Source organism: Mesorhizobium sp. WSM4840, from assembly GCF_055811755.1.
Genome location: NZ_JBVVQD010000035.1, coordinates 62,483 through 69,335, shown reverse-complemented (window position 1 = coordinate 69,335; position 6,853 = coordinate 62,483). Strand labels below are relative to the sequence as shown.

Below are 6,853 nucleotides of genomic sequence, written 5' to 3'. Positions count from 1 at the left end.
ACGCTTCTGCCTCGCAACCCTCAAAACCGGCGACCAACAGGCTAAAATCGTCAGAACTTCGGAATCAGGACACTAGAATTCATCAATTAACTCGTGCGGCTTTTGAATCCGAAATTCGCTCGCCGCGCTGCTCCAACGTGATGCGAATTTCGGATTCGCCGCACGAGCATCACGCCTTGGCAATGTGCTTTTTCCAGTATCGGATCTGCTTCCTCACTTCCGACGGCGCGGTGCCGCCGAAGCTCGTGCGGCTCTTCACCGAGTTCTGCACGGCAAGCACGGAAAACACGTCCGCCGTGATCCCGGGGTGAATGGACTGCAAGTCTTCCAGCGGCAGCCTGTCGAGCCCGATCTTCTTCTCTTCGGCCAGCGCTACCGCGCGGCCGGTGACGTGATGCGCCTCGCGGAACGGCAGGCCGAGGGTGCGCACCAGCCAGTCGGCGAGATCGGTCGCGGTCGCATGGCCTGACCCGGCGGCCTTCTTCATGGCGGCGGCATTCACCGTCATGTCGCGCACCATGCCGGTCATCGCCGCCAGCATCAGGTCGAGCGTTTCGGCGGCGTCGAACACGGACTCCTTGTCTTCCTGCATGTCCTTGCCGTAGGTCAGCGGCATGCCCTTCATAACAGTCAGCAGGCCGACCAGATGGCCAGTGATGCGGCCGGTCTTGCCGCGCACCAGTTCGGCGGCGTCGGGGTTCTTTTTCTGCGGCATGATCGAGGAGCCGGTAGAGAATGAGTCCGATAGCCTGACGAAGCCGAATTGCGGCGTCGACCAGATGATGATCTCTTCGGCCAGCCGCGACAGATGCGTCGCGCAGATTGCCGCCAGCCCCAAAAACTCCAGCGCGAAATCGCGGTCCGAAACGCTGTCCAGCGAGTTGCGCATCGGTTCGCGGAAGCCAAGCGCCTTGGCCGTCTGGTGCCGGTCGATCGGAAAGCTGGTGCCGGCAAGGGCGGCGGCACCGAGCGGGCTTTCGTCCATCCGTTCGATGGCGTCGCGAACACGCGACCGGTCGCGCGAAAACATCTCGACATAGGCCATGCAGTGGTGGCCGAAGGTCACCGGCTGCGCCGCCTGCATATGGGTGAAGCCAGGCATCACAGTTGCCGCATGCTCCTCGGCCCGTTCCAGGAACGCCGCGATCAGCCCCTTCAGCGCCTCGGCGACGCGAAAGCACTCGTCCTTGACCCACAGTCTAAGATCGACCGCCACCTGGTCGTTGCGCGAACGGGCGGTGTGCAGGCGGCCGGCGGCCGGCCCGATCAGTTCCGCAAGGCGAGCCTCGACATTCATGTGGATGTCTTCCAGCCTGGTCGAGAACTCGAACGTGCCGGCTTCGATCTCTGCCAGGATCGTGTTCAGCCCGTGAGCGATTTTTCCTTGATCGGCCGCCGAAATAATGCCCGTTTGCGCCAGCATCTCGCTATGGGCGATCGAGCCTCTGATATCCTGCGCGTAGAGCTTGCGGTCGAACGAGATCGACGCGTTGATCGCTTCCATGATCGCGGCCGGACCCGAGGCAAAACGTCCGCCCCACATCTGGTTGCTGGCCTTCTTGTCGCTCATCGCTATAACCCGTGCTCCGGAGCAGTTTTTAAAAATGGCAGACGGCAATCAATTTTTTCCGGCCCCGCGCCTCATCCTCGCCGCTTTGGTGGCGGGCGTGCTGGCCGGCGCGGTCGCGGTATATGTCAGCGAGAGCGGTTCTGGCAACAACGCGCCCGCTCAAGTCGCCGTTGACGACAGCAAGGACGATGTCGCCTGCGCCGCCAAGGCTGACCGCGCCAAGACGGTCGCGGCGGCTGCCACCGGCCAGGTTGCCGCACTCTTGCCGGCCGATCCGCCGCAATCGCTGAAAAGCCTTGCCTTCAACGACCCTGGCGGCAAGCCGATGACGCTCGCCGACCATGCCGGCAAGACGGTGCTGCTCAATCTGTGGGCGACATGGTGCGCGCCGTGCCGCGCCGAAATGCCGGCGCTCGACGCGCTGCAGAAAGAAATGGGCAGCGACGCCTTCGAGGTCGTCGCGGTCAATGTCGATGCCGGCGACGACACCAAGCCGAAGAAGTTCCTCAAGGAAATCGGCGTCGAGGCGCTCGGCTATTACCGTGATTCGACGATGGCGCTGTTCAACGATCTCAAGACGCGCGGCCTGGCGCTCGGCCTGCCGGTCACCATGCTGATCGACGGTGAAGGCTGCCTGATCGCTCACATGAACGGCCCTGCCGAGTGGTCGAGCCCGGATGCCAAGCGGCTGGTCGAGACGGCGCTCGGCAAGTCGGACTAATGCATGTCGCGCACAAGCATGCCCTCGGGCCTGACCCAGGGCCTGACCCGAGGGTGCGCAGTGCGATAACGACATGCATTAAAACAAGAACCTAAAGCGCGTCGCATCCATTCAAACGCGACGCGCTTTAGGCGCCGGCGATCGCGCCGATCTCCGTCGCTTGTTCGAACCGTAAGCCGGCTTGGCAATTCCTTTCCATCAGCTCTCATTTCGAAACGTGCACCATTTTGAGGCCGAGATCGAGTTCATTGATCCGCAACAAAACCGTTGTCCAATTGTCACCAGCGGCACATATTGCCTTTGCGAGAGTGCCCTTTCGCCAATGACAAAACGGGAGATGAAACATGAAGTTCTTCGGCTTCGCGGCCGGTGTCGCCGCCACTTTGACCCTGCTTTCCACCACCTCCGCCTTCGCCGTCACGCAGATCAGCTGGTGGCACGCCATGACCGGCGCCAACGCCGAGGTCGTCGACAAGATCTCCAAGGATTTCAACGCCAGTCAGAGCGACTATGAGCTGGTTCCGGTGTTCAAGGGCACCTATCCCGAGACGCTGAATGCCGGCATCGCTGCCTTCCGCGCCGGACAGGCGCCAGATATCCTCCAGGTGTTCGATGTCGGCACCGGCGTGATGATGGCGGCCGAGGGTGCGATCAAGCCGGTGGCCGAGGTGATGACCGGTGCCGGGTTGACCTTCGACAAGAGCCAGTATCTGCCCGGCATCGTCGGCTATTATTCGAAGCCGGACGGCACCATGCTGTCCTTCCCCTACAACTCCTCCTCGCCGATCCTCTATTACAACAAGGACATCTTCCAGAAAGCGGGCCTCGACGTGAACAGCCCGCCCAAGACCTGGAACGAGGTGTGGGAAGCTGCCAAGAAGATCAAGACGAGCGGCGCCGCCTCATGCGGCTATACCTCGACCTGGCTGACCTGGATCCATCTGGAGAATTTCGCGGCGTGGAATGATGTGTCCTGGGCCACCCAGCAGAACGGTCTGGCCGGCGGTGATGTCGAACTCAAGATCAATGCGCCGATCTTCGTCAACCACTTCCAGGCGCTCGCAGACCTCGCCAAGGATGGCACCTTCAAATATGGCGGGCGCACCTCCGAAGCCAAGCAGATCTTCCTTGCCGGCGAATGCGGCATCTTCACCGAATCGTCAGGCGGTCTCGGCGACATCGTCAAATCCGGCATGAACTATGGCATCGGCCAGCTTCCCTACGACAGCGACGCCAAGGGCGCGCCGCAGAACACCACGCCGGGCGGTGCCAGCCTGTGGGTATTCGGCAACAAGTCCGACGAGCAATACAGGGGCGTCGCGGCCTTCTTCGCCTACTTGTCCAAGACCGATGTGCAGGAATATCTGCACCAGAAGTCGGGATACCTGCCGGTGACGCTCGCCGCCTACGAGGCGACCAAGAAATCAGGCTTCTATGAAAAGAACCCCGGCCGCGAGACACCCGTTCTGCAGATGACGGGCAAGGCGCCGACCGACAATTCGAAGGGCGTGCGCCTGCCGAATCTGCCGCAGGTGCGCGATATCCAGAACGAGGAGTTCGAGAAGATGCTGGCCGGCCAGCAAACCGCTCAGCAGGCGCTCGACAATGCGGTCACGCGCGGCAACGCCGCGATCAAGGAAGCGCTGGAGAACTGACGAGATTATCTCGGTTGGTCGATTGGAATATCGCCCACGCGAGCTCGCGTGGGCGACCCCTGGATAGCGAGGGAAAATCAGCCTGTCTCCACGCATCGTCTTTCCCAATAAGATCCTGCCCTTCCTGCTGGTGGCGCCACAACTCGCCATAACACTGGTTTTCTTCTACTGGCCGGCCGGTCAGGCGCTTTACCAGTCGATGCTCAGGCAAGACCCGTTCGGGCTGAGGACCAAGTTCGTCTGGTTCGCCAATTTCCGCAAGGTGCTGGCCGATCCGGCCTACCTCAACTCGATCAAGGTCACGGTGGTGTTTTCGCTTGCGACGGCGATCGTTGCCATGGGTGTGGCCCTCTTGCTTGCGGTCATGGCCGAGAAGGCAGTGCGCGGCAAAGGCCCCTACCGCACACTGTTGATATGGCCTTATGCCGTGGCGCCGGCGATTGCCGGCATGCTGTGGCTTTTTCTGTTCAATCCTTCGATCGGCTCGTTGGCCTATTTGCTGAGAAGCCTCGGCATCGCCTGGGATCCGCTGCTCAACGGCACCCACGCCATGATCCTGCTGGTATCGGCGGCTGCCTGGAAGCAGATCAGCTACAATTTCCTGTTCTTCGTCGCCGGCCTGCAGGCGGTGCCGAAAACGCTGATCGAGGCGGCGGCCATGGATGGCGCCGGTGAGACCAAGCGCTTCTGGACCATCGTCTTCCCGCTGCTCGCGCCGACGACCTTTTTCCTGCTGGTCGTCAACACGGTCTATGCCCTGTTCGACACTTTCGGCATCGTTCATGCCGTCACCGGCGGCGGCCCGGGCAAGACGACCGAGACGCTTGTCTACAAGGTCTACAATGACGGCTTCGTCAATCTGATCCTGGGTGACTCGGCGGCGCAGTCGGTCATCCTGATGGCCATCGTCATTGCGCTCACAGCCATCCAGTTCCGCTACGTGGAACGCAAGGTCCATTACGGTTGAGGGCAGCGATGATCGGCCAATCCCCGCTCCGCACCTTCATCGCCCATGCCGTGCTCATCCTTGGCATATTGATCGTGGCTTTTCCGATCTACTACACCTTCGTTGCCTCGACACACACGCTGCAAACGATACTCAGGCCGCCGCTGCCGCTCTTGCCCGGCGGCCAGCTATGGAACAATTACAGCGAGGCGCTGTTCGGCGGCATTGGCCGCATCGGCGGCGTCAGCGTCGGCCAACTGCTCCTCAACACCACGATCATGGCGCTTGGCGTTGCGGTGGGAAAGATCTTCATCTCGATCCTGTCGGCCTATGCGATCGTGTTCTTCCGCTTTCCGCTGCGCATGACCTTCTTCTGGCTGATCTTCATCACCTTGATGCTTCCCGTGGAGGTGCGCATCCTGCCGACCTACAAGGTGATGGTCGATCTCGGCATGATCGACACCTATGCCGGCCTGATCATCCCGCTGATCGCCTCGGCCACCGCGACGCTGCTGTTCCGCCAGTTCTTCATGACCATACCGGGCGAATTGGTCGAGGCGGCGCGTGTCGACGGTGCCGGGCCATGGCGCTTCTTCTTCGATATCCTCTTGCCACTGTCGCGCACCAACATCGCGGCGCTGTTCGTGATCCTCTTCATCTATGGCTGGACGCAGTATCTCTGGCCGCTGCTCGTCACCAACAGCAACGATATGAACACCATCGTCATCGCGCTGAGAAAGATGGTTTCCTTCGCCGATGCCGACACCGAATGGCACCTGGTCATGGTCACGGCGATGCTGGCCATCGTGCCGCCGATCCTGGTGGTCGTGCTGATGCAACGCTGGTTCGTGCGCGGCCTGGTCGAATCCGAAAAGTGAGAAGCCGATGGCGACCGTCGATCTGAAGGACGTGAAGAAGGTCTATCCCGGCGGCGTCGAAGCCGTGAAGGGCGTCTCCATCGCCATTCCCGACAAGGAGCTTTGCGTGCTGGTCGGTCCATCCGGCTGCGGCAAGTCCACCCTGCTGAGGATGATCGCCGGGTTGGAGACCATTTCTGCCGGTACGGTCGCCATCGACGGCAAGGTGGTCAACGCTATCGGCCCGACCGAGCGCGACATCGCCATGGTGTTCCAGAACTATGCGCTCTACCCGCATATGAACGTCTATGACAACATGGCCTATGGCCTGCGCAATCGCGGCACGCCGAAGGACGAGATCGACAGCAGGGTGCGCTCGACCGCCAAGGTGCTGGAGCTCTCGGCGTTGCTCGACCGGCGGCCGCGCGAGCTTTCTGGCGGGCAGCGCCAGCGTGTCGCCATGGGCCGCGCCATCGTGCGCAATCCGAAAGTCTTCCTGTTCGACGAGCCGCTGAGCAATCTCGATGCCAAATTGCGCGGCCAGATGCGGGTCGAGATCAAGAATTTGCAGCGCGCGCTCGGCGTCACCTCGGTCTATGTCACCCACGACCAGCTCGAGGCGATGACGCTGGCCGACGTCCTTGTTGTCATGAACGCCGGACTGGTCGAGCAAACGGGCGCACCGCTCGACATCTACGAGAAGCCGGCCTCGATCTTCGTCGCTTCCTTCATCGGTGCGCCGCCGATGAATCTGCTGGCGCTGACCGGAAGTTCCTCAGGCCCGATGCTGGCCGACGGCACGGTGATCGGCTTCGCGGCCCCCGAAACACCAGCCGTGACGCTGGGGTTTCGCCCCGAAGATGCCGACGTCACCTTCAACGCGGAGGCGATGCCCGGTGCGCTCGTCCTGCCGGCGACGGTCGAGGCAGTCGAGCCGGTCGGTGCCGAAAGCTTTCTTCACTGCACGGCGGGCGGCAGCCGTATCGTCGTGCGCGTCTCAGGCCGAGCTACCGCCAAGCCCGGTGACCAGTTGCGCGTCGTGGCCAGGGCCGAAAAGCTGCACTGGTTCGATCAGGCTGGAAAGCGGGTCGATTGAAGCCAGCC

At 61.8% G+C, this 6,853-nt stretch carries 6 protein-coding genes; 5 read left to right on the top strand and 1 reads right to left on the bottom strand.

Annotated features, from left to right (window positions below; all coding sequences use genetic code 11):
- Positions 1-169: 169 nt before the first annotated feature.
- Positions 170-1,570, bottom strand: coding sequence for an argininosuccinate lyase (gene argH, locus AC0L3I_RS31335; RefSeq protein WP_473529489.1), 1,401 nt, complete (start codon positions 1,568-1,570; stop codon positions 170-172).
- A gap of 34 nt (positions 1,571-1,604) precedes the next feature.
- Between argH and tlpA the strand changes: the two genes are divergently transcribed.
- From tlpA to AC0L3I_RS31310, 5 genes are all read left to right on the top strand, one after another.
- The gene (tlpA, locus tag AC0L3I_RS31330) at positions 1,605-2,291 is read left to right on the top strand and encodes a thiol:disulfide interchange protein TlpA (RefSeq protein ID WP_123148642.1); all 687 of its coding nucleotides are present in this window, start codon (positions 1,605-1,607) and stop codon (positions 2,289-2,291) included.
- Between the two features lie 344 nt (positions 2,292-2,635).
- Positions 2,636-3,946, top strand: coding sequence for a sn-glycerol-3-phosphate ABC transporter substrate-binding protein UgpB (gene ugpB, locus AC0L3I_RS31325; protein ID WP_473529488.1), 1,311 nt, complete (start codon positions 2,636-2,638; stop codon positions 3,944-3,946).
- A gap of 82 nt (positions 3,947-4,028) precedes the next feature.
- A complete protein-coding gene (gene ugpA / locus AC0L3I_RS31320) occupies positions 4,029-4,913 on the top strand; it encodes a sn-glycerol-3-phosphate ABC transporter permease UgpA (RefSeq protein WP_473529491.1) in 885 nt (294 codons plus the stop codon).
- 8 nt (positions 4,914-4,921) lie between these two features.
- Positions 4,922-5,770: a sn-glycerol-3-phosphate ABC transporter permease UgpE gene (ugpE, locus tag AC0L3I_RS31315; protein WP_473529487.1), complete on the top strand. Its 849-nt coding sequence runs from the start codon at positions 4,922-4,924 to the stop codon at positions 5,768-5,770.
- 7 nt (positions 5,771-5,777) lie between these two features.
- Positions 5,778-6,845 (top strand): sn-glycerol-3-phosphate import ATP-binding protein UgpC, encoded by a 1,068-nt coding sequence (locus AC0L3I_RS31310; RefSeq protein ID WP_473529486.1) that lies wholly within the window; start codon positions 5,778-5,780, stop codon positions 6,843-6,845.
- Positions 6,846-6,853: the final 8 nt, after the last annotated feature.

Bases quoted from the DNA above. Each gene is read 5' to 3' on its own strand.
- ugpE (WP_473529487.1), top strand. From the start codon at position 4,922: ATGATCGGCCAATCCCCGCTCCGCACCTTCATCGCCCATGCCGTGCTC.
- tlpA (WP_123148642.1), top strand. From the start codon at position 1,605: ATGGCAGACGGCAATCAATTTTTTCCGGCCCCGCGCCTCATCCTCGCC.
- argH (WP_473529489.1), bottom strand. From the start codon at position 1,570: ATGAGCGACAAGAAGGCCAGCAACCAGATGTGGGGCGGACGTTTTGCC.
- AC0L3I_RS31310 (WP_473529486.1), top strand. From the start codon at position 5,778: ATGGCGACCGTCGATCTGAAGGACGTGAAGAAGGTCTATCCCGGCGGC.
- ugpB (WP_473529488.1), top strand. From the start codon at position 2,636: ATGAAGTTCTTCGGCTTCGCGGCCGGTGTCGCCGCCACTTTGACCCTG.